This is a genomic window from Nocardioides sp. NBC_00163 (genome assembly GCF_045206295.1).
Lineage (GTDB): Bacteria > Actinomycetota > Actinomycetes > Propionibacteriales > Nocardioidaceae > Nocardioides.
In genome coordinates, this window is sequence record NZ_CP108155.1 from 396,122 (window position 1) to 417,492 (window position 21,371).

20 protein-coding genes are annotated in these 21,371 nt (G+C 69.7%); 3 read left to right on the forward strand and 17 right to left on the reverse strand.

Annotated elements, in window-relative coordinates; genetic code table 11:
• Nucleotides 1-3 precede the first annotated feature (3 nt).
• Nucleotides 4-972, reverse strand: a complete 969-nt coding sequence (ligD, locus tag OG801_RS01950; protein ID WP_406033271.1) for a non-homologous end-joining DNA ligase — start codon at nt 970-972, stop codon at nt 4-6.
• Nucleotides 973-1,075: 103 nt separating this feature from the next.
• Between ligD and OG801_RS01955 the strand changes: the two genes are divergently transcribed.
• Complete coding sequence (locus OG801_RS01955; RefSeq protein ID WP_406033273.1) at nt 1,076-1,591, forward strand: SigE family RNA polymerase sigma factor; 516 nt, start codon at nt 1,076-1,078, stop codon at nt 1,589-1,591.
• Entirely contained in the window at nt 1,588-2,388 is an 801-nt protein-coding gene (locus tag OG801_RS01960) for a hypothetical protein (protein ID WP_406033275.1), read from the forward strand. The genes OG801_RS01955 and OG801_RS01960 overlap by 4 nt, the downstream gene beginning before the upstream one ends.
• A gap of 4 nt (nt 2,389-2,392) precedes the next feature.
• Here the strand turns inward: OG801_RS01960 and OG801_RS01965 are convergent, their stop codons facing one another.
• From OG801_RS01965 to OG801_RS02035, 15 genes are all read right to left on the reverse strand, one after another.
• Nucleotides 2,393-3,853: an RsmB/NOP family class I SAM-dependent RNA methyltransferase gene (locus OG801_RS01965; RefSeq protein WP_406033277.1), complete on the reverse strand. Its 1,461-nt coding sequence runs from the start codon at nt 3,851-3,853 to the stop codon at nt 2,393-2,395.
• Nucleotides 3,837-4,757, reverse strand: a complete 921-nt coding sequence (gene fmt, locus OG801_RS01970; protein WP_355021304.1) for a methionyl-tRNA formyltransferase — start codon at nt 4,755-4,757, stop codon at nt 3,837-3,839. Before fmt ends, OG801_RS01965 begins: the two co-directional genes overlap by 17 nt.
• A complete protein-coding gene (gene def / locus OG801_RS01975) occupies nt 4,757-5,302 on the reverse strand; it encodes a peptide deformylase (protein WP_406033280.1) in 546 nt (181 codons plus the stop codon). The genes fmt and def overlap by 1 nt, the downstream gene beginning before the upstream one ends.
• A gap of 55 nt (nt 5,303-5,357) precedes the next feature.
• Nucleotides 5,358-7,436, reverse strand: a complete 2,079-nt coding sequence (locus OG801_RS01980; RefSeq protein ID WP_406033282.1) for a primosomal protein N' — start codon at nt 7,434-7,436, stop codon at nt 5,358-5,360.
• Between the two features lie 167 nt (nt 7,437-7,603).
• Nucleotides 7,604-8,803, reverse strand: a complete 1,200-nt coding sequence (gene metK / locus OG801_RS01985; RefSeq protein ID WP_355021691.1) for a methionine adenosyltransferase — start codon at nt 8,801-8,803, stop codon at nt 7,604-7,606.
• A 129-nt stretch (nt 8,804-8,932) separates the two neighbouring features.
• Nucleotides 8,933-10,144 carry a bifunctional phosphopantothenoylcysteine decarboxylase/phosphopantothenate--cysteine ligase CoaBC gene (gene coaBC / locus OG801_RS01990; protein ID WP_406033284.1) on the reverse strand — a complete coding sequence of 404 codons (1,212 nt, stop codon included), beginning with the start codon at nt 10,142-10,144 and terminating at the stop codon, nt 8,933-8,935.
• A gap of 70 nt (nt 10,145-10,214) precedes the next feature.
• Complete coding sequence (rpoZ, locus tag OG801_RS01995; RefSeq protein ID WP_160022984.1) at nt 10,215-10,541, reverse strand: DNA-directed RNA polymerase subunit omega; 327 nt, start codon at nt 10,539-10,541, stop codon at nt 10,215-10,217.
• 7 nt (nt 10,542-10,548) lie between these two features.
• Complete coding sequence (gene gmk / locus OG801_RS02000; protein ID WP_355021693.1) at nt 10,549-11,184, reverse strand: guanylate kinase; 636 nt, start codon at nt 11,182-11,184, stop codon at nt 10,549-10,551.
• A complete protein-coding gene (gene mihF / locus OG801_RS02005; RefSeq protein ID WP_168381123.1) occupies nt 11,181-11,501 on the reverse strand; it encodes an integration host factor, actinobacterial type in 321 nt (106 codons plus the stop codon). The genes gmk and mihF overlap by 4 nt, the downstream gene beginning before the upstream one ends.
• Nucleotides 11,502-11,665: 164 nt before the next feature.
• Entirely contained in the window at nt 11,666-12,115 is a 450-nt protein-coding gene (locus OG801_RS02010; RefSeq protein WP_406033286.1) for a hypothetical protein, read from the reverse strand.
• Between the two features lie 12 nt (nt 12,116-12,127).
• Nucleotides 12,128-12,955: an orotidine-5'-phosphate decarboxylase gene (pyrF, locus tag OG801_RS02015; RefSeq protein ID WP_355021695.1), complete on the reverse strand. Its 828-nt coding sequence runs from the start codon at nt 12,953-12,955 to the stop codon at nt 12,128-12,130.
• Nucleotides 12,952-13,992: a quinone-dependent dihydroorotate dehydrogenase gene (locus tag OG801_RS02020; RefSeq protein WP_406033288.1), complete on the reverse strand. Its 1,041-nt coding sequence runs from the start codon at nt 13,990-13,992 to the stop codon at nt 12,952-12,954. Before OG801_RS02020 ends, pyrF begins: the two co-directional genes overlap by 4 nt.
• On the reverse strand, nt 13,989-17,324 hold the full coding sequence (carB, locus tag OG801_RS02025) for a carbamoyl-phosphate synthase large subunit (RefSeq protein WP_406033291.1): 3,336 nt from the start codon (nt 17,322-17,324) through the stop codon (nt 13,989-13,991). The genes OG801_RS02020 and carB overlap by 4 nt, the downstream gene beginning before the upstream one ends.
• A 3-nt stretch (nt 17,325-17,327) precedes the next feature.
• The gene (gene carA / locus OG801_RS02030; RefSeq protein WP_406033293.1) at nt 17,328-18,479 is read right to left on the reverse strand and encodes a glutamine-hydrolyzing carbamoyl-phosphate synthase small subunit; all 1,152 of its coding nucleotides are present in this window, start codon (nt 18,477-18,479) and stop codon (nt 17,328-17,330) included.
• A gap of 156 nt (nt 18,480-18,635) precedes the next feature.
• On the reverse strand, nt 18,636-19,637 hold the full coding sequence (locus OG801_RS02035) for an AIM24 family protein (RefSeq protein ID WP_406033295.1): 1,002 nt from the start codon (nt 19,635-19,637) through the stop codon (nt 18,636-18,638).
• Between the two features lie 340 nt (nt 19,638-19,977).
• Here OG801_RS02035 and OG801_RS02040 point away from each other — a divergent pair, with 340 nt between their 5' ends.
• Nucleotides 19,978-20,979 carry a YhcG family protein gene (locus OG801_RS02040; RefSeq protein WP_406033297.1) on the forward strand — a complete coding sequence of 334 codons (1,002 nt, stop codon included), beginning with the start codon at nt 19,978-19,980 and terminating at the stop codon, nt 20,977-20,979.
• A 3-nt stretch (nt 20,980-20,982) separates the two neighbouring features.
• On the opposite strand, the gene OG801_RS02045 is transcribed toward OG801_RS02040, so the two are convergent.
• Nucleotides 20,983-21,363: a hypothetical protein gene (locus OG801_RS02045; RefSeq protein WP_406033299.1), complete on the reverse strand. Its 381-nt coding sequence runs from the start codon at nt 21,361-21,363 to the stop codon at nt 20,983-20,985.
• Nucleotides 21,364-21,371 lie beyond the last annotated feature (8 nt).

The window sequence follows — 21,371 nt, forward strand, 5'->3', positions numbered from 1 at the left end:
CGCTCACTCGGCGTCGTCGGGCTCGGGTGGGGTCTCGGCGCCGTCGCGTTCGTCGCGGTCGGCCCACTCGAGCAGCGGCTCGATCGAGAACGGGTGGTCGTCGATGTCGGCGTGCAGGTCACCGATCTCCGCGAACCGTGCCGGCACCGTACGCATCGTGAACTCACGTGGGTCGACGTCCTTGGTCTCCTCCCACGTGATCGGGGTGGAGACCCGGCCGTCGGCGACGCCGCGGATCGAGTAGGCACACGCGATCGTGTGATCTCGGGTGTTTTGATTGAAGTCCACGAACAGCTGCGCCGGGTCGCGATCCTTGCGCCACCAGGCGGTGGTGACCAGCTTCGGTGCCCGGCGCTCGACCTCGCGGGCGAAGGCGTGGGCGGCGCGGCGTACGTCCTGGAATCCGTGCTCCGGCGGGATCCGGACATAGACGTGCATCCCCGAGCCACCGCTCGTCTTCGGATAGCCGACCGCGCCCAGCTCGTCGAGGAGCTCGCGTACGACGCCCGCCACCGTCTGCACGGTCGAGAACGGGCAATCGGGACCGGGATCGAGGTCGATGCGCCACTCGTCGGGCTTCTCGGTGTCCTCGCGGCGGCTGTTCCAGGGGTGGAACTCGACCGTCGACATCTGTACGGCCCAGATCACCGCACCGAGCTCGGTCACGCAGAGCTCGTCGGCGGTGCGGCCCCAGCGCGGGAAGTAGAGACGTACGGTCTCGATCCAGTCGGGCGCCCCCTGTGGCAGCCGCTTCTGGTGCACCTTCGGCCCGGCCAGGCCCTTGGGGAACCGGTGCAGCATGCAGGGCCGCTCCCACAGCGCGTTGACGATCCCCGGGCCGACGGCGAGGTAGTACTGCGCCACGTCGAGCTTGGTCGCACCGGTCTCAGGGAAATAGACCCGATCCGGGTTGGAGATCCTGACGACGCGGTTGTCGACCTCTATCTCCACCGACGGCGATGCCTTGGCCATGCTCGCCAGCGTAGGCGCTGAGATGATGCGGTGAAACGAAACTCGCTGATCCGGATCCTCACGGGGGTGTCACGTGGACCTCAGCCCGAGGCGTCGAAGGGATGTGAGCACATCGACCGCGACGACCCCCGCCGAGGAGTTCGCCGACTTCGTCCACGCGACGGGCGGCGCGCTCTACCGCACCGCGCTGCTGCTGACGGGTGACCATCACCTCGCCGAGGACTTGACCCAGACGACGTACGCCCGGGTCTTCGCCTCCTGGCGGCGGGTCAGCAGGGCGGACAACCCGACGGCCTACGCACGACGTGTGCTCCTCAACGGATTCATCTCCCACCGACGGCTCCGGCGCAACGCCGAGACGCCGACCTCGACGCTGCCGGACGATCCGGGCAGCGATGCCGACCCCAGCGCCCGGATCGACCTGCTTGCCGCCCTCCAGCGGCTGTCGCCGACCGACCGGGCCGTGCTCGTCGCGCGCTATTGGGAGGACCGATCCGTATCCCAGACAGCTGCCGACCTCGGACTGACCGAGACGGCGGTCCGCACCCGCTCGAAGCGTGCCCTTGAACGGCTGCGCCCGCTGGTTGCGGACATCTTCCCGGAGAGGACCACCCGATGAACGACCCAGAGACCAGCTTCCGTACGGCACTGCACGAGCAGGTCGCCGACCAGCACCCTGACTATGCCCGGATCTCGGCCGGCGCGATCAGCGCGGGCTCACACATCCGCCGCCGCCGGCGCATCACCGTGACCGTCGGCGCCGCTGCGACCGTCGGCGCCTTCGCCGCGGGTGGGCTGGGGCTCTCTCAGCTCCTGAACACGACCGCGGTCGACCAGGCTCCCCTCGGCGCTGCCGGCGCACCGTCCGCGTCGGCTTCGACGGCACCCCTTGCCTCCGGGCAGAGTCTCGACCTCGGCAACGGTGTCACCGGACAGGTCGTCACCAACGACGAGGCGAAGACGATGGACATCACGGTGCAGGCGGTCAGTGGTCTTCGGGGCGCCGGGACCGGCTTCACGATCGTCCTGTCCGGACCGGTCGGCGCGGTCGAGCAGAAATGGAGCAACGACACGCTCCTCGAGGACTATCCCGGCGTCAGGATCGCCACCGAAGGCGCGCGCAAAGGGCTTGTCGACAAGGTTCCCGTCGAGCAGCCGCCCGGTTGGACGTGTGAGTGGTCGCTGATCGATGACAAGGCCTCCTGCACGTCCGAGGACGGTGGCGTGGCCGGCCTGGTGATCCGCCCGGCGGAGGACTACCAGGTGTGGAGCACGAGCCCCGACAAGGCAGGGCCCGGCTCGGGTTCGTACATCACCCCGGTCCACGGCAACATCTTCATCAGTGTCCAGAGCGGGCAGGGCACGACCAACGCCGAGCTCGAGGCGCTCGCGAGCTCGCTCAGGTGGACCGACTGAGCCGCTACGGGGTGCGCCGCAGCAGCGCGAGGAACATCGCGTCGGTGCCGTGGCGGTGTGGCCACAGTTGCACCGTGCCTGGGATCGGGCCGGCGCTGTCGGGCACCGTGCCGGCCGTGGCGCCGATCGGCTCGAGGACCACATCGGAACGGTCCTCGAGCACGCTCTGCACCACACCCTTCGTCTCGGCCAGAACCGGCGAGCAGGTGGCGTAGAGCACGACACCGCCCGGCCGAGTCAGGTCGATCGCGCGGTCGAGCAGGGAGCGCTGGAGATCGACGAGTACGTCGAGGTCGGCCGTGGCGCGCCGCCACCGTGCTTCCGGCCGGCGGCGCAGTGCCCCCAGGCCGGTGCACGGGGCGTCGACGAGGACCCGGTCGAACGTCGAGTCCTTGAACGGCGGCCTGGTCCCGTCGCCCGCCACGACCCCAGCTGACCCGTCCACGTACGTGCCGGACGACCGGTCGGTCAGGTTGGCGAGGACGAGGCCGGCGCGGTGCGGCTGGCGTTCGTTGGCGACCAGCGCAGCGCCCTGTTGCGCTGCCAGGGCGGCCAGCAGCGCCGACTTGCCGCCGGGCCCGGCGCACAGGTCCAGCCACGACTCCGTCCCGGCGTCCTGTCGGTCGAGTTCGGCCTCGGCAAGAGCGATGGCGACGAGCTGGGACCCCTCGTCCTGCACCCCGGCGCGCCCCTCCGCGACCGCGGCGATCCCGGCCGGTGAGCCGGAGGCGAGGGTGACTCCGAAGGGCGAGTAGGGCGTCGGCGTGCCGCCGAGCTCGTCGACCGTCGCCCGCCTGGGACGGGCGACCAGCGTGACCGACGGCGGTACGTTGTCGGCCTCGAGCAGCGCATCGATCTGGCCGCGACCGACGGCCTCGGCGAGTCGCTGGACGACCCAGCGCGGGTGGCTGAAGGCGACCGCTGCCCAGCCATCGTGGTCCTTCTCGCGCGCGGGCGCGACCTCGGCGACCCACTCGTCGAGGGTCTTGCGGGTGACCTTGCGCAGCACGGCGTTGACGAATCCCGCCGGCCCTTGGCCGACCTTCGACCGGGTCAGATCGACGCTGGTCGAGATCGCGGCATGGTCGGGCACCCGCATCGACAGCACCTGGTGCGCCCCCAGCCGCAGCACGTCGAGCACCTTCGCCTCGACCTTGGCCAGCGGCCGGTCGATGCAGGCGGCCAGCACGGCGTCGTACGTCCCCTGCTGCCGCAGCGTCCCCGAGGCGAGCTCGGTGGCGAAGGCCGCGTCGCGACCTTCCAGCCCGAGGCGGCCGAGGACGTGGGGCAGCACCAGGTTGGCGTACGCCTCATCGACCCGCACCGCCTTGAGCACCTCGAACGCGGCGAGCCGAGCCGGATCGGCGGGCTTGGTGCTGCCGCGCGGACCCGAGCGCGCCGGTCCCTGGGGCCGCCGGCCGGGGCCTGAGCGCCTACCCGGCTGTTCCCTATTCGAAGGCGACACCGGACTCCAGACGTACGCCGCGGGCCCAGTCAGCCGCGGGCATCTCCTTCTTGCCGAAGGCCTTCACCCGGCCGAGCCGGACCGCCGTGGTGCCGGTGCCGACGAGGACCTCGTTCTTGCGGACGACGAGCTCCCCGGGAGCCACCGTGTCATCGGCCATCGTGACCGGCCCGACCTTGAACCGCTCGCCGTCGAGCAGGGTCCAGGCTCCCGGCGCGGGGGTGCAGGCGCGGATCTGCCGGTCGATGGCGACGGCGTTCTGCGTCCAGTCGATCTGGGCGTCCTCGACGGTGATCTTGTCGGCGTAGGTGACGCCTTCGGTGGGCTGCTCGCGCGCCTCCAGCGAGCCGTCCTCGATGCCGTCGAGCGTGGACACCAGCAGCTGGGCCCCACCTTCGGTGAGCTTCTCGAAGAGCGACCCGGAGGTCTCGTCGGGCGCCAGCGCCTGGGTCATGGTGCCGAAGACGGGGCCGGCGTCCATCGCCTTCACGATCCGGAACGTGGTCGCCCCGGAGATCTCCTCGCCGGCCCAGACCGCGCGCTGCACCGGAGCGGCGCCGCGGTAGGCGGGCAGGAGCGAGAAGTGCAGGTTGACCCAGCCGTGCCGCGGGATGTCCAGCGCCGACTGCGGCAGCATCGCGCCGTAGGCGACCACCGGGCAGCAGTCGGGCTCCAGCGCCTTCAGCTCGGCCTGGAACTCGGGCTCGCGGGGATGCTCCGGCTTGAGCACCGGCACCCCCAGCTCCTCGGCCCGCTGAGCCACCGGCGAGGGCACCAGCCGCTTGCTGCGTCCCTGCGCGGCATCGGGGCGGGTGACGACACCGACGAGCTCGTGGCGCGAGGCGGCGATCGCGTCCAGCGAGGGGACGGCCACCTCGGGCGTACCAGCGAAGACGACCCTCATCAGAACCCGAACCCGTTCGTCGCATGCGGCGAGACCTTCACCGTTGGCTTCTCCAGGCCGAACCACTCCGACTCTCGGATCTCCTTCATCGCCGCTTTGCGCGCGGCCTCGTCGAGCCGGTCGATGAAGAGGATGCCGTCGAGGTGGTCGGTCTCGTGCTGGATGGCCCGGGCGAGCAGCTCGGAGCCCTCGATGGTGACCGGCTCGCCGTGCATGTCGAAGCCCTTCGCCACCACCGACAGGGCCCGGCGGCAGTCGAAGGTGATGTCGGGCAGCGACAGGCAGCCCTCTCCCCCGTCCTGCATCTCCTCCGACAGGGTCAGGTCCGGGTTGATCAGGTGACCCACCTCGCCGTCGACGTACCAGGTGAAAACCCGCAGGCTCACTCCGATCTGGGGAGCGGCCAGTCCGGCGCCGGGCGCCTCGAGCATGGTGTCGGTCAGGTCGGCAACGAGCTTGCGCAGCTCCTTGTCGAAGTCGACGACCTCGATCGCTGGCTTGCGCAGCACGGGGTCGCCGAAGAGTCGGATGGGCTGGACTGCCACTGTTCTCCTAGGTGGTCGAGCGTGTCGGGACCACAATACGTGGGCTGAGGGCCGGTCAGAGCGTCGGCGGATCCACCTGGACCCGCACCGGGTCGAGCTTGCGCGCCGACCGCACCCGCTGCAACTCTCCCAGTGCCTCGGTGAGCCTCACTCCGAGGGATCGCGGCACCCGTACGACCGCACGCAGCCGTGGTTCGCCGGTCGACGTGGGCTCAGCGGGGACCGGCCCGAGCACCTCCGCGCCCGGCGGAAGCGCCAGCAGGGTGAGCGCGTCGTCGAGCGCTCCGGGAGTGCCGGTGATGGTGGCCAACCGCGACGCCGGCGGGAGGTGGGCCTCCTGTCGGGCGGCCGCCTCGCGCTGGGCGAACCCGGGCTGGTCCCAGCGCACCAGTGCCTGCAGCACCGAGAGCGCAGGGTCGCCGACGACCAGCACCCGCCCACCGGGCCGCACCAGTCCGGCGGCGTTGCTCCAGCGGCGCAGCGCCTCCTCGTCCGTACGCAGATCCGGCCGCCCCAGCAGCAGCCAGGTGTCGAGCAGCAGCACCCCGGCATAGCCGCCGTCGGCGACTGGCTCGGCGCCGATGGTCGCGACCACGATCGCCGGTGTGCCCGGCACCGTCTGCTTGACCGCCCCTGCCGAGGAGGTCACCACCCGCACCCCGGCGAAGGAGCGGCCCATCTCCTCGGCCGTACGCGCCTCACCGATGATCGGCGCCCGCAGCCCGAACCCGCCGCAGGCTCCGCACGCCCATGCCGTCTCGACGTGTCCGCACCAGCCGCAGGTCGGTGGCGCCGACGGTCCGCCGAGCTGCAGCGGTCCCTGGCAGGCTGAGCACCTGGCCGGCGTACGGCATCGGTCGCAGGCCAGTGAGGCCGCATATCCGCGCCGTGGCGTCTGCAGCAGGACGGGTCCGGTGGCGAGCGCGGCCCGGATGATCTCGTGGGCCTCGCGAGGCACCCGCGAAGCGCGGGTGAGCGGGTCCTTCTCGAGGTCGAAGTCGGTGTCGCCGGTGATCTCGATGCTCACCCGCTCGCGAGCCAGCGCCCGGGTGGGACGGATCTCCTGCGCCCATCCGGTCTCGGTCAGGAACCCGGCCTCCACGGTCCGCGCGAAGCCACCCACGAGCGCGGCCGCCGGCTCCTGCTCGGCGCGCAGCAGCAGTACGTCGCGCGCGTGCGGGTAGGGCGAGCGCTGCTCGGCGAGCAGGTCGTCGCCGTCGTCCCAGACAGCCACCAGCCCGAGGTCGCGCACCGGCGCGAAGGCCGCCGCGCGGGTGCCGATCGCCACCTTCACCGCGCCCCGGGCGACCCGCAGGAACTCCCGGTAGCGCGAGGCGGGCCCGGCGTCGGCGGCCAGCACGGCATGCTGCCCCTCCCCCAGAACCTTCGTCATCGCGGTATCGAGGCGGGCGAGGTCCTTCCAGTCCGGCACCACGACCAGCGCGCCGCGCCCGGAGGCCAGGGTCGTCGCGGTGGCATGTGCGATCAGATCGGCGTGGTCGGTGCCGGCGGCGGCGTGCCAGACCGCGCGCGGCGCCCCACCGGAGGCCAGATGTCGTAGGAACGCTGCCGCCGGCTCGTGACCGGCCCACGCCGCGGCCGCGGCAGCCGGGTCGAAGGGCCGCCCGGCCGGGACGACCGCTGAGGGCTCCTTCTCGGTCGAGGCGTGCCGGGGCGGGATCGCCAGCCGGAGCACGTCGGCCCGGGCACCCGCGTAGCGCCGGGCGACCGACTCGCTCAGCGCGGCCACCTGCGGCGTGAGCACCGGCTCGGAGCTGACGACCCGCTTGAGCGGCTGCAGGTTCGCGTGCTCGGAGGAGTCCGCCCGCCCCACGACGAACCCGTCGACGTCCTTGGGACCGAACCGCACCTTCACCCGGACCCCGGGCTGCGCCTCCTCGGCCATCGAGGCCGGGACCGCGTAGTCGAAGGGCCGGTCCAGGTGGGCCATCGGCAGGTCGACCAAGACCTTGGCGACCGGATCGACCTCGGCGATCGACGCCTCGGCGGCCTTCCGTGCCCGCGTAGCCGCGGCCTTCGCCCGGCCTTCCTTGACCCGGTCGCGAACCAGCCCGGGCAGCTCCAGCTCGGCTGCCCCGGCTGCCTCCTGCGGTCCCCGGCTCACAGTGGTCATTTCTACCAGCCGCCGCCGACACCTCCACGGCGCCGACCCCTCGAAAACGCCGCCGGCGCCCGTCTCTGGTGAGACGGGCGCCGGACTTCTCAGGCTTTTCCTGCGCTTCTCAGGTGTTGCAACGCCAGAGAAGTGCAGGAATACCCGGTTAACCGGGTATTCCTACCTCAGGCGCCAGCCGCAGCCTTGAGGGCGTCGGCGCGGTCGGTGCGCTCCCAGGTGAACTCGGGGAGCTCGCGGCCGAAGTGACCGTACGCAGCGGTCTTGGCGTAGATCGGGCGGAGCAGGTCGAGGTCGCGCAGGATCGCGGCCGGGCGGAGGTCGAAGACCTCGAGGACGGCCTTCTGGATGTTGGCCTCGGGCACGGTGTGGGTGCCGAAGGTCTCCACGAAGACGCCGACGGGCTGGGCCTTGCCGATGGCGTAGGCGACCTGGACCTCGGCGCGACGGGCCAGGCCCGCGGCGACGATGTTCTTGGCCACCCAGCGCATGGCGTACGCAGCCGACCGGTCGACCTTCGACGGGTCCTTGCCCGAGAAGGCGCCGCCGCCGTGGCGGGCCATGCCGCCGTAGGTGTCGACGATGATCTTGCGGCCGGTCAGGCCTGCGTCACCCATCGGGCCACCGACGACGAAGCGGCCGGTCGGGTTGATGTGGAGCTTGTAGCCGTCGAAGGGAACCGACGACTTGAACTGCTCGAGCACCGGCTCGATGACGTACTTCTTGATGTCTGCGTGGAGCTGCTCCTGGGTGGTCTCCTCGGAGTGCTGCGTCGAGAGGACGACGGTGTCCACGCGGACGGCCTTGTTCTCGTCGTCGTACTCGATGGTGACCTGGGTCTTGCCGTCGGGGCGCAGGTAGTCCAGCGTGCCGTCCTTGCGGACCTCGGTCAGCTTCTCGGCCAGCGTCTGCGCGATCTTGATGGGCAGCGGGAACAGCTCGGGCGTGTCGTCGCAGGCGTAGCCGAACATCAGGCCCTGGTCGCCGGCGCCCTGCAGGTCGAGCTCGTCGACCGAGCTCTCCAGACGGTGCTCCTCGGCGGTGTCGACGCCCTGGGCGATGTCCTGGCTCTGGGCGCCGATGGCGACCTGGACACCGCAGGAGTGACCGTCGAAGCCCTTGAGAGAGGAGTCGTAGCCGATGTCGAGGATCTTCTGGCGCACGAGCTGAGCGACCGGCGCGTAGGCGTCGGTAGTCACCTCGCCGGCGACGACGACGAGGCCGGTGGTGAGCAGGGTCTCGACAGCCACCCGGCTCTTGGGGTCGTGCTCGAGCAGGTAGTCGAGCACGGTGTCGCTGATCTGGTCGGCGATCTTGTCCGGGTGCCCCTCGGTCACCGACTCCGACGTGAAGAGACGTCCGGTCACGTGTAGCTCCGTTTCAAAGGTTCGTGTGGGTTGAACAGGTAGGCAAACGTCAATCGTTCTGGTCGACAAACATAGACCCCGAAACCCAGGACCGCAGGGGTGGTCCTCATCGTGGCGCGTGGCGTGTCGTCAGTTTGTACGTTGTTCATCCAGGCGTAAGGAGATCTGGTCCCAGATCACCTCTGCGAGGGCGGATTTCGCCCCTTCCTGCACGTCGACGTGGCCTCCGTCGGCGCCCAGGATGACCGCCTTGTTGACCTCGCTGCCGAAGACCGCGCCGCCGCTGACGTCGTTGACGACGAGCAGGTCGCAGCCCTTCCGCTTCAGCTTGGCCGTGGCGAGCTCGAGCACCGAGCCGGTCTCATCGCCCGTCTCCGCCGCGAATCCCACGATCACCTGACCGGGTTTGGTCCGGTGGTGGGAGATCTCGGCCAGGATGTCGGGGTTCTGCATCAGCTCGATCGTCGGCGCCGACCCGTCGGCGGCCTTCTTGATCTTGGCCTCGCTCACCCCGGTCGGCCGGAAGTCGGCCGGGGCGGCGGCCATGACGACCGCGTCCGCACCGGTGGCCGCGGAGACCACGGCGTCGCGCAGCTCAGCGGTCGTGCCGACACGTACGACCTTCAGGCCGGCCGGGTCGGGCAGGGTCACGTTGGCGGCGACCAGGGTCACCTCGGCACCGCGGGCGGCGGCGGCGCGGGCGATGGCATAGCCCTGGAGCCCTGACGAGCGGTTGCCGAGGAAGCGGACCGGGTCCAGGTACTCCCGGGTGCCGCCCGCCGAGACGACGACACGACGACCGACGAGGTCGGCACGCCCGCCATGGGCGAGGACGGCACGGGAGAGCTCGAAGATCTCGGCCGGCTCGGGCAGGCGGCCCTTGCCGGTGTCCTTGCCGGTCAGTCGGCCCTCGGCGGGCTCGATGACGATGTTGCCGCGCTCGCGCAGGGTGGCGACGTTGGCCTGGGTCGCCGGGTGCTCCCACATCTCGGTGTGCATCGCCGGGGCGAACACGACCGGGCAGCGTGCGGTGAGCAGTACGTTGCTGAGCAGATCGTCCGCGAGGCCGTGGGCCGCGCGCGCGAGCGTGTTCGCGGTCGCGGGCGCGACCACGACGAGGTCGGCCTGCTGCCCGATGCGTACGTGCGGGACCTCGGTGATGTTCTCGAAGACGCCAGTGGCGATCTCCTTGCCCGACAGCGCCGCCCAGGTGGGGGCGCCGACGAACTCGAGGGCGGCGGCCGTGGGGACCACGGTCACGTCATGGCCGGACTCGGTGAACCGGCGTAGCAGCTCGGCCGCTTTATAGGCGGCGATGCCGCCGGCGACCCCTAAGACCACGCGCGGCCGCTCCCCCTCGAGGGGAGCGGCCGAAGTGGTGCTGTTGGTGGACAGCGGAGGACCTGGACGATCAGGCGTCGCCGGCAGGCGCCTCGGCAGCGGCAGCCTGAGCCGCAGCCTGGGCGGCCAGCTCGGCCGGGTCGATGTCCTCGCAGGTCAGCAGGTCCTCGTTGATCTCGCGCAGCGCGATCGAGAGGGGCTTCTCCTGAACGTGGGTGTCGACCAGGGGGCCGACGTACTCGAGGAGGCCTTCGCCGAGCTGGGAGTAGTAGGCGTTGATCTGGCGAGCCCGCTGGGCGCTGTAGAGAACCAGCTTGTACTTGCTGTCGGTCTTCGTCAGCAGGTCGTCGATCGAGGGGTTGGTCACGCCCTGGGCGTCGATCTGAGGGGCAGCCACGTGAGCCTCACTTGTCGGCTTGGTCGGATTTCTTGCTCGGAAGCCCGAGCGTCATCAAGGTTACCAACTCATCGGCTGCCTGATGAACTTCGTGGTTCACGATCGTGACGTCGAACTCCTTCTCCGCCGCCAGTTCGACCCGCGCGGTCTCCAGGCGGCGCTCCCGCTCGGCCTCGGTCTCGGTGCCTCGACCGACCAGCCGGCGTACGAGCTCTTCCCAGCTCGGCGGGGCCAGGAAGACGAAGATCGCCTCGGGCATGGTCTCGCGCACGAGCCGGGCGCCCTGCAGGTCGATCTCGAGCATCGCCGGGCGTCCTTCGGCCAGCGCCTTGTCGACGGGGCCACGAGGGGTGCCGTAGCGGGCCATGTTGTGGACCGTGGCCCACTCCAGCAGCTCGCCACCGGCGATCATCGCGTCGAACTCCTCGTCGGAGACGAACAGGTAGTGCACCCCGTTGACCTCGCCCGCGCGAGGCTTCCGGGTGGTCGCCGAGACGGACAAGAAGACCTCGGGGTGGTCGTCGCGCACCGCCGCGGAGACGGTGCCCTTGCCGACCGCGGTCGGACCGGCCAGGACGACCAGTCGCTTCTCGTGGCCTTCGCCGGCACCGGCCGGGGTCTTCTCGTCCGTCATCAGACTCATCGGCGAGCGAACTCCTCGACCAGCGCGGCCACCTGCTTGGGGCCGAGGCCCTGCACACGGCGGCTCATCGCGATGCCGAGACGCTCCATCATCTGGGTTGCCCGCACCTCACCGAGGCCGGGGTGGGAGGTCAGCAGGTCGATGACCTTCATCTTGCCGACGACCTCGTTCTTCTTCCCTTCCTCGATGACCTCGAGGACGGACATGCCGCCAGTGCGGACCTTGTTCTTGACAGCAGCCCTCTCCTGGCGCGAGGCCGCGGCTTTGACGAGCGCGGCAGCGCGCTGTTCAGGGGTGATGTCCGGAGGCAGAGCCACGAAGACTCCCTTTCACGATCAAGTGTGTAGTCGACAGGGCAACCGGGGCGCGCGGTACAGGGATCGTGCCCCCCGGCTGAGCGCTGAAAGTAAGCGCTCGCGCCAATCTAGCCATTACGTTGCCGGGGCGGCAATCGGGGTCGCCTAACTCGTGTCCATTCGGTTCACAGGGTCAAGGACGTGTGACACACGTCCCGGGCCTGCTGCTGGACGCGTACGGACGCCTCCTGCGTCTTGGTGCTGCTCACCTTCGTGGCCGCGTCGGCGATCTTCTTCGCCTCGGCGTCGCTGACGCCCTCGGGCGGCTCGCCGTTCTCGAAGTCGTCGGCCGAGACGCCGGCGTCCTCCAGAGCCGTGCTGAGCCCCGAGATCGCCCCCGTGAGCGTCTTCCAGTCCTTCGCGATGTCGTCGGGCGCATTGCGCTCGAGGTCCTCGAAGATCGGCAGCGCGGCGATCAGCCCGCCGGTGCCGTCCTCGCCCAGGGTGTTCGTCAGCTGCTCCTGGTGGCCACTGAGGGACTCGCAGTAGTCGTCGATCGGATCACCGCACGAGCTCAGGCCCGTGGCGAGGATCGGCAGGACGAGGAGCTGGGCGGCCATCCGGAGACTGGTCATGGCGCCAGTGTCTCAGCCGAGCTCGTCTCGCAGCCTCAGGGCCTCGTCGCGCAGCGCGGCCACGTCCGGGCCTTTGCGCAGCAGTCCGCGGCTGGTGCTGGCGACCACGTTGGCGTTGGCGGAACCGAAGATCCGGGCCAGGTCGCCCGGGGTGCCGCCCTGCTCACCGAAGCCCGGCGCCAGGATGGGGCCGTTGAACCCGAAGTCGTACGCCACCCCAGCACCGTCCGCGCCGTCGATCGTCGCGCCGACGACCGCGCCGAAGGAGCCCAGCGGCGTCTCGGCCTCGTTCAGCCGGCGCAGGTGGTCGAGCATGACCCGGCCGACGCTGCGGCCGTCCTCGACCGTCGCGTGCTGAACCTCGGGGCCCTCCTTGTTGGAGGTCAGGGCGAGCACGAACAGACCGGCGTCGAACTTCGTGGCCGTCTCGACGAACGGCGTCAGCGAGCCGAAGCCCAGATAGGGGCTCACGGTCACCGCGTCGCTGCCGAGCGGGCTCGCGGGATCGAGGTAGGCGTCGGCGTACGCCTGGCTGGTGGAGCCGATGTCACCGCGCTTGATGTCGAGGAGCACCAGCGCGCCGGCAGCCTTCGACTCGGCGATGACCCGCTCCAGCACCGCGACGCCACGCGAGCCGAAACGCTCGTAGAACGCGCTCTGCGGCTTGACGACGGGGACGTAGGGGGCCAGGCCCTCGACCGCGGTCAGGGCGAACCTCTCCAGGCCGGCGAGGTCGTCGTTCAGCCCCCAGTCCAGGAGCAGCGCGGCGTGCGGGTCGATCCCGGCGCAGAGCCTCCCCCGCTCCGCGAGGGCGGTCGCGTAGCGGGCACCGAACGTCATCGAGCCACTCCGTTCGCGATCCGGCGGGCGTAGCCGGGACCTTCGTAGATGAACCCGGTGTAGCCCTGGAGCAGGTCGGCACCGGCGTCGAGGCGCTCGCGGGCGTCCTCGACGGTGGCGATGCCCCCGACCCCGACCAGGGTCATCTCGGGGCTGACCCGGCTGCGGAGCAGCCGCAGGACGTCGAGCGCGCGCGCCTTGAGCGGGGCGCCGGAGAGACCGCCGGCACCGGCCGCGGTGATGTCGGCGGGCGCAGAGGCGAGGTGCTCACGGCCGATGGTGGTGTTGGTCGCGATGATCCCGTCCAGGCCGATCGCGCTGGCCAGGTCGGCGACCTCGACGACGTCGGAGTCGGCCAGGTCGGGGGCGATCTTCACCAGCAGCGGGACCCTGTGCTTGGTGACCTGGTCGGCGATGGAGCGGACGTGCTCCAGCAGCGGCTGCAGCTTCTCGACCGACTGCAGGCTGCGCAGGCCGGGCGTGTTGGGCGAGGAGACGTTGACCACCAGGTAGTCGGCGTACGGAGCCAGCAGCCGGGCCGACTTGGCGTAGTCGGCCTCGACGGCCGCCTGGTCGTCCTCCGGGACGAGCTTGGTCTTGCCGATGTTGATGCCGAGGACCGGCCCGCCGGCCGCCGTGCCACGGCGCTCCAGACGGCTCGCCAGCCGGGCGGCCACCGCCTCGGCGCCGTCGTTGTTGAAGCCCATCCGGTTGATCACGGCGCGGTCGGCGGGCAGCCGGAAGAGGCGCGGCGCCGGGTTGCCCGGCTGTCCCTCCCCCGTGACCGTGCCGATCTCGACGTGCCCGAAGCCGAGCCCGCCCAGCGCGTCGATCCCGACCGCGTTCTTGTCGAAGCCCGCGGCCAGGCCGATCACGTTCGGGAAGGTGAGCCCCATCGCGTGGACCGGGGATCCCGGCGTACGTGTCCTGGACAGCGCCGGGCCGGCCGCACGGATCGCGGCGAACGCCTGCTGGTGGGCGCGCTCCGGATCCGTCTTCGTCAGTACCTTGTCGAACAGGGTCCGGTAAGCCCTCATGTGGCCGACACCCCGCCGTCGTGGTGGCCGACGACGTCGCGCCACTCCTGCAGGCTGCGTACGTCGATCTCACCGCGCCGCAGCGCCTCGATGCCCTGCACGGCGGCGCCGAGACCCTGGACCGTGGTGATGCAGGCGATGTTGGCCATCACCGCGGCGGTGCGGATCTCGTAGCCGTCCATCCGGGCCGACTTGGCGTTGGAGGTGCCGTTGGGCGTGTTGATGACCAGGTCGACCTCGCCGTCGAGAATCCGCTGGACGGTGGTCTTCTCGCCATCGGGCCCGGTGCCCTCGGAGTGCTTGCGCATCAGCCGCGACGGCACGCCGTTGCGGCGCAGCACCTCGGCGGTGCCCTCGGTCGCGAAGATCTCGAAGCCGTGGTCGGCGAGCACCTTGATCGGGAAGATCATGGTGCGCTTGTCGCGGTTGGCCATCGACACGAAGATCCGGCCCTGGGTCGGCAGCGGGCCGAACGCGCCGGCCTGACTCTTGGCGAAGGCGCGGCCGAAGTCGGAGTCGAGCCCCATCACCTCGCCGGTCGACTTCATCTCCGGGCCGAGCACGGTGTCGACCTGCTGACCCTCCGGGGTGCGGAACCGGTTGAACGGCATGACCGCTTCCTTGACCGCGATCGGCTGGTTGGGCGGCAGCGCGCCACCGTCGCCGGTCGCCGGGAGCACGCCGGCCGTGCGCAGCTCCGCGATCGACTCGCCGAGCATCACCCGCGCTGCGGCCTTGGCCAGCGGGGTCGCGGTCGCCTTGGAGACGAACGGGACCGTGCGGGAGGCGCGCGGGTTGGCCTCGATGACGTAGAGCACGTCGGAGCCGAGGGCGTACTGGATGTTGAGCAGACCGCGTACGCCGACGCCTTCGGCGATCGCCAGGGTGGCCACGCGGATGCGCTCGACCTCGGCGGCGCCGAGGGTGATCGGCGGCAGCGCGCAGGAGGAGTCGCCGGAGTGGATCCCGGCCTCCTCGATGTGCTCCATGACGCCGCCCAGGAACAGCTCGGTGCCGTCGTAGAGCGCGTCGACGTCGATCTCGACGGCGTCGTCGACGAACTTGTCGACCATCACCGGCTTGTCCGGGGTGACCTCGGTGGCGGCCTCGATGTAGGAGCGCAGCGCCTCGTCGTCGTAGACGATCTGCATGCCGCGCCCGCCGAGGACGTAAGACGGACGCACCAGGACCGGGTAGCCGATCTCGGCGGCGATCTCGCGGGCCTCGTTGAACGTGGTGGCCATGCCGTGCTTCGGCGCGACCAGGCCGGCCTTGTGGAGCACCCGGCCGAAGGCACCGCGCTCCTCGGCGAGGTGGATTGCCTCGGGGCTGGTGCCCACGATCGGCACCCCGTTGTCCTTGAGCGCCTGCGCGAGCCCGAGCGGGGTCTGGCCACCGAGCTGGCAGATGACTCCGACCACCGGTCCGGCCTGCTGCTCGGCGTGGACGATCTCGAGCACGTCCTCCAGGGTGAGCGGCTCGAAGTAGAGCCGGTCGGAGGTGTCGTAGTCGGTGGAGACCGTCTCCGGGTTGCAGTTGACCATGACGGTCTCGTAGCCGGCCTCGCTCAGCGCGAGGGAGGCGTGCACGCACGAGTAGTCGAACTCGATCCCCTGCCCGATCCGGTTGGGCCCGGAACCGAGGATGATCACGGCCTCCTTCTCCCGGGGCGCGACCTCGGTCTCCTCGTCGTAGGAGGAGTAGTGGTAGGGCGTACGCGCCTCGAACTCGGCCGCACAGGTGTCGACCGTCTTGTAGACCGGGCGGATGTTCAGCGCGTGGCGTACGCCTCGGACCACGTCGGCGGTCATGCCGCGCATCTTGCCGAGCTGATAGTCGGAGAAGCCGTGGCGCTTGGCGTAGCGGAGCACGTCGGCGGTCAGCTCGGGCGCCGCGATGATCTCCTGGGCGATCTCGTTGATCAGGAAGAGCTGGTCGACGAACCAGGGGTCGATCTTGGTGCTCTCGAAGATCTCCTCCGGCGTCGCACCGGAGCGGATCGCGTCCATGACCCGCTTGAGCCGGCCGTCGGTGGGGACCTTGATCTCCTCCAGCAGCGCGGGCTTGTCGAGCTCGATGACCTCCTGGGTCCAGTCGAAGACCGCCTCGGGCTTCTCCAGGCTTCGCAACGCCTTCTGGAGGGCCTCGGTGAAGTTGCGGCCGATCGCCATCGCCTCGCCCACGCTCTTCATGTGGGTGGTCAGGGTCGTGTCGGCGCCCGGGAACTTCTCGAAGGCGAAGCGCGGGACCTTGACGACGACGTAGTCGAGGGTCGGCTCGAACGACGCGGCGGTCGAGCCGTTCGGCCCGGCGGTGATGTCGTTCTCGATCTCGTCGAGGGTGTAGCCGATCGCGACCTTCGCGGCGATCTTGGCGATCGGGTAGCCGGTCGCCTTGGAGGCCAGCGCCGAGGACCGCGAGACGCGGGGGTTCATCTCGATGACGATGATCCGGCCGTCGGCCGGGTTGACGGCGTACTGGATGTTGCAGCCGCCGGTGTCCACGCCCACGGCGCGGATGATGCCGATCGCCAGGTCGCGCAGCTTCTGGTACTCGCGGTCGGTCAGCGTCAACGCCGGGGCGACGGTGATCGAGTCGCCGGTGTGCACGCCCATCGGGTCGAGGTTCTCGATCGAGCAGACGATGACCGAGTTGTCCTTGCGGTCGCGCATGACCTCGAGCTCGTACTCCTTCCAGCCGAGGATGGACTCCTCCAGGAGCACCTCGGTGGTGGGGCTGGCCGCGAGGCCGGCGCCGCCCAGGCGCCGCAGCTCGGTCTCGTTGTACGCGAAGCCCGAGCCCGAGCCACCCATGGTGAAGCTCGGTCGGATGACCACGGGGTAGCCGAGCTCCTCAGCGCCGGCGAGCAGGTCGTCGATGCTGTGGCAGATGACCGACTTGGCGCTCTCGCCGCCGAGCTCGGCGACGATCTTCTTGAACTCCTCGCGGTTCTCGCCGCGCTGGATGGCGTCGATGCTCGCGCCGATCAGCTCGACGTCGTACTTCTCCAGGGTCCCGCGCTCGTCCAGCGCCACCGCGCAGTTGAGCGCGGTCTGGCCGCCGAGGGTGGCCAGGAGCGCGTCGGGGCGCTCCTTGGCGATGACCTTCTCGACGAACTCCGGGGTGATCGGCTCGACGTAGGTCGCGTCGGCGAACTCCGGGTCGGTCATGATCGTGGCCGGGTTGGAGTTGACCAGGACGACCCGGATCCCCTCCTCGCGCAGCACGCGACAGGCCTGGGTGCCGGAGTAGTCGAACTCGCAGGCCTGGCCGATGACGATCGGCCCGGAGCCGATCACGAGCACGGACTTGATGTCCTCGCGCTTGGGCATCGCTCAGACCTCCTTCGCCATGAGAGAGATGAACCGGTCGAAGAGGTAGGCGGCATCGTGCGGGCCGGCCGCTGCCTCCGGGTGGTACTGGACGGAGAAGCCCTTGAGCTTCCCGGTCTCGGCGTCCTTGAGCTCGAGGCCCTCGACGCAGTCGTCGTTGAGGTTGACGTGAGAGACGGTCGCTATGCCGTAGGGCGTCGTGGTCTCCTCGCCGATGGGTGCGTCGACGGCGAAGCCGTGGTTGTGGGCGGTCACCTCGACCTTGCGCGTGGTGAGGTCCATGACCGGCTGGTTGATCCCGCGGTGACCGTACTTCAGCTTGTACGTCCCGAAGCCAAGCGCGCGGCCGAAGAGCTGGTTGCCGAAGCAGATGCCGAAGTAGGGGATGTTCTCGGCGAGGGCCGACTCGAGCAGCTCCACCTGGCCGGTGGTCGCGGCCGGGTCGCCGGGGCCGTTGGAGTAGAAGAGTCCGTCGATGCCCCCAGATTCGGCATTGATGGCGAGGACGTCCTCGAGGGTCGCGGTCGCCGGGAGCACGTGGACCTCGATGCCGCGCTCGGCCATCCGCTCCGGGGTCATCTCCTTGATGCCCAGGTCGAGGGCCGCGACGGTGAACCGCTTCTCGCCCTTCGCGGGGACGACGTACGCCTCCTGGGTGCTGACCGCGTCGGAGAGGTTCGCACCGCTCATCTCCGCGCTGGCGAGCACCTTCTTCAGCAGGACCTCGGGGTCGGTCTCGATCGTCGAGATCCCGACGCGCATCGCGCCGCGCTCACGCAGGTGGCGGGTCAGGGCACGGGTGTCGATCCCACTGATGCCGACCACGGACTGGTCACGCAGGTCGTCGTCGAGGGTGCGCTGGGCGCGCCAGTTGGAGGAGACCCGGGCTGGGTCGCGTACGACGTATCCGGCCACCCAGATCCGGCGGGACTCGGGGTCCTCGTCGTTCACGCCGGTGTTGCCGACGTGCGGGGCGGTCATCACGACCACCTGCTGGTGGTAGCTCGGGTCGGTCAGCGTCTCCTGGTAGCCCGTCATACCGGTGGAGAAGACCGCCTCGCCGAAGGTCTCACCCTCGGCGCCGAACGACTCTCCCCGGAACGTTCGACCATCCTCGAGTACGAGGAGTGCTTCTTTGTGGGCATGCAGCGGCACGCCGTACCTCCTTCTCCGCCTCACAGGACGGTGCTTAAAGGATGTCGGTCAACTTGCTGGTGACAGTATCAAGCAGATGCCGGTTGACGGCAGTTGGCGTCCGCCGCGTACGCCAGCACTGTGACGTACGCGGCATTCGGCCAGTTGCGGTCGGGCTCAGCTGTGCGAGTGGGGCGGCACGACCCCGCCCTCGGACGGCTGGACGATGACGAAGCCGGCGCCGTGGAAGGCCACCTGGAACGCCTCGCCGCTGCCCCGGCCGATGAGCGCACCGGCGGTCAACGACTTCTGCAGGCTGGTCTGCAGGCCGAGCGACCAGCCGACCACCGCGTTGGTGTCGGTGAAGGTCGGCGCCTCACCGGCGTTGAGAACGACCGGGTCACCCTCGGTGGTGACGGCGATCCAGCCGGTGCCGCGCAGCGTGGTGTTGAAGAGACCGCCGGTGAGCATGCCGGCGCCCTGGACCCGCTCGATGTTCCACTGCAGGCCGCCGGAGAAGGCGAGCACGTGGTCACCGTTGATCGAGATGCCGGAGTTGTTCAGCTGGAGGATGTGGACCTCCTTGGCCGCGTCGGCCAGGAAGACGTCGCCCTGGCCCTCGACGCCCATCAGGCTGAGGCCCTCACCGGTCACGGCCTTCTTGAGGAACTTCCCCACGCCGCCGCCCTGGTACTTGAACTGCACGTTGCCCTGATAGGCCACCATCGAGCCCTGGCGCGCCTGGAACGGCTCCCCGACGCGTACGCGCAGGAGCTTCTTGTTCTGCAGCACCGCGCCGCTGCCCTCGATCTCGGCGAAGCGGCCGTCGATCAGGTCACCCGAGATCCCGGCGAACGGGTCGCCCGTGGGCTGCTGGGCCTGCGCGGGCTGCTGACCGTACTGGGCGGGCTGCTGACCGTACTGGGCGGCCTGCTGACCGTACTGGGCGGACGCGGCCTGGGCCGGCTGCGCCTGGGCGCTCTCACCATACGCAGCCTGCACCGCCTGCGCCGACCCGACCTGCGTCGGCGCCTCCTGCTCCACAGTGGCCTGAGGCGGCGTCAGGGGCGCCGTCGACTGCTGCCCGCCCGTGGAAACATGCTCGGTCCACTGGCTCCCGTCGTAGTAGCGAAGCTCAGCCTGTCCGGTCGGGTCCGGGTACCACGCTGCGTCCGTCATCTCTAACCCTTGCGTTCACGGACCCACATCGGTCCTTCTCGACTCCATCCTGGCATGTGCTTGATGCGCGACTCACCGGTGTTCCACTCGGTCGCCCGATTCTGTGACCGAAATCCGGCCGAGGCGATCATCCACGTGTCGCGGGCCTCGCACGCGGCGGACAGATGATCTAATCGTCTCAATCTAGGCGATCACTCCGAAGTACCGGGCCAGCCAGGTCTGCGAGAAGGGGCCGCCAGTCGCGAGGGTAAGTAATAGCGCCACAGGCGCCTCCAGGAGCGGCGAACGTACCGCCTGCAATCGCAGGCGGTGATTCGTACGCCTCCAAGGAGAACGACCCATGACTGACGACCTTTCACTGCCCGACGGCTACGCCGAGTGGCTCGGGGACCTCAAGGAGCGGATCCGTTCCGCGCGACAGCGGGCCGCGCTCGCCGTCAACACCGAACTTCTGCGTCTTTACTGGCAGATCGGCCGAGAGATCGCCGATCGCCAGGAAGCCCAGGGCTGGGGAGCAAAGGTAATTGCCAGGATCTCCCAAGACCTGCGTCTCGCCTTCCCCGATATGACTGGACTCTCCAAGCGCAACCTCGCCTATATGCGCGCGTTCGCACTGGCTTGGCCGGATCCGGAATTTGTGCAGCAGCCTGCTGCACAAATTCCGTGGACTCACCACCAGATGCTTCTCGACAAGTTCGACGAAGCCCAGCCACGGTTGGCCTATGCCGCGGCAGCTGTCGAACACGGCTGGTCGCGCAACGTGATGTCGATTCACATCGAGGCCCGCACTCTGGAGCGTTCCGGGCGTGGGATCACGAACTTCGAACGTACGCTTCCGCCCGAGACCTCTGATCTCGCTCGAGAGATCGTCAAGGACCCCTACAACTTCGAGTTCCTCGGCGTCGGCGGCGAAGCCATGGAGCGCGAGATCGAGAAGGCCCTGGTCGACCACGTCACCGAGTTCCTGGTCGAGCTCGGAGTCGGGTTCGCGTACGTCGGACGTCAGGTTCTGCTCGAGGTCGGCGGGGAGGACTTCTTCATCGACCTGCTCTTCTATCACCTCAGGCTGCGCTGCTACGTCGTCATCGAGCTCAAGGCCGGGAAGTTCAGGCCGGAGCACCTGGGGCAGCTCAACTTCTATCTCGCAGCGGTCGATGGGGAGATGGCACATCCCGACGATGCTCCGACGATCGGGATCCTGCTGTGCCAGAGCCGCAACCAGGTTGTCGCGGAGTACTCGCTGCGCGGTTCAACACAGCCGCTCGGAGTAGCCGAGTATCAGTTGCGGGCCAGCCTGCCGAGTGTCGAGCGACTCCAGCAGGAGCTGAGCGGTCCTGAGTGAGCCTCAGGCGACGAGGGTCTTCAGCTTGTCGAGCATCCGATCCATGTGCGGGTCGAACAGCCCCGGGTCGGCGGCGCGGATCTCGGAGGGTGTCTCCACCAGCGCACGCTGGCGTACTCCCTCTCGTCCGGCACCAACGGCCCCAGGTGGTCGTGGGCGAGGACGAACCAGAGGCTGACGTCGGTGTGCGGGCCCGGGCGGTCGGGCCGGGTCGTGGTCACAGTTGGCCGGCTCGGTCGGAGCGGTGGTGCGCCGGAAGACGTCGTTGGTCAAGCACAACCAGGCCGACGCGTCGGCGATGTGGCCGCTTTCGACCGGGTCCATCGGCTCGATCGAGTCCACCATGATCGTGATGTCGGTCAGCAGTCGGTCCTCCGGGCTCATGGTTGTGG